This window comes from Morganella sp. HMSC11D09 (assembly GCF_001807955.1).
GTDB lineage: Bacteria > Pseudomonadota > Gammaproteobacteria > Enterobacterales > Enterobacteriaceae > Morganella > Morganella morganii.
The window spans coordinates 1-1,000 of record NZ_KV791707.1 but is presented as its reverse complement, the minus strand read 5'-3'; the positions used below and the strand labels follow the sequence as shown (position 1 = coordinate 1,000).

Here is a 1,000-nt window from a genome sequence, read left to right as displayed (position 1 = left end):
AATAATAACCTGGCGGTTCCCTACTCTCACATGGGGAGACCCCACACTACCATCGGCGCTACGGCGTTTCACTTCTGAGTTCGGCATGGGGTCAGGTGGGACCACCGCGCTACGGCCGCCAGGCAAATTCATTTCAATCCAAAACAAGCTTTCACAGTGAATGACTTCTGCCTCTTCACTGTGCTGAAAAATCTCTCTAATCGTCTCTCAACTCAAAACACCTTCGGTGTTGTCAGGTTAAGCCTCACGGTTCATTAGTACTGGTCAGCTCAACGCATCGCTGCGCTTACACACCCAGCCTATCAACGTCTTAGTCTCAAACGTTCCTTCAGGACCCTTAAAGGGTCAGGGGAGACTCATCTCGAGGCAAGTTTCCCGCTTAGATGCTTTCAGCGGTTATCTCTTCCGCACTTAGCTACCGGGCAATGCAATTGGCATCACAACCCGTACACCAGTGGTGCGTTCACTCCGGTCCTCTCGTACTAGGAGCAACCCCTCTCAATCTTCCAGCGCCCACGGCAGATAGGGACCGAACTGTCTCACGACGATCTAAACCCAGCTCGCGTACCACTTTAAATGGCGAACAGCCATACCCTTGGGACCTACTTCAGCCCCAGGATGTGATGAGCCGACATCGAGGTGCCAAACACCGCCGTCGATATGAACTCTTGGGCGGTATCAGCCTGTTATCCCCGGAGTACCTTTTATCCGTTGAGCGATGGCCCTTCCATTCAGAACCACCGGATCACTAAGACCTACTTTCGTACCTGCTCGAGCCGTCACTCTCGCAGTCAAGCTGGCTTATGCCTTTGCACTAACCGCATGATGTCCGACCATGCTTAGCCAACCTTCGTGCTCCTCCGTTACTCTTTGGGAGGAGACCGCCCCAGTCAAACTACCCACCAGACACGGTCCCCGATCCAGATTATGGACCCGGGTTAGAACATCAAACGTTAAAGGGTGGTATTTCAAGGATGGCTCCGTGCAGACTGGCGTCCAC

At 53.3% G+C, this 1,000-nt stretch carries 2 rRNA genes; both read right to left on the bottom strand.

Annotated features, from left to right (window positions below):
* Positions 1–7: 7 nt before the first annotated feature.
* Positions 8–123: ribosomal RNA gene (rrf, locus tag HMPREF3119_RS15260) — 5S ribosomal RNA — on the bottom strand.
* Between the two features lie 110 nt (positions 124–233).
* A 23S ribosomal RNA gene (locus tag HMPREF3119_RS15255) occupies positions 234–1,000 on the bottom strand; the annotation flags it as partial.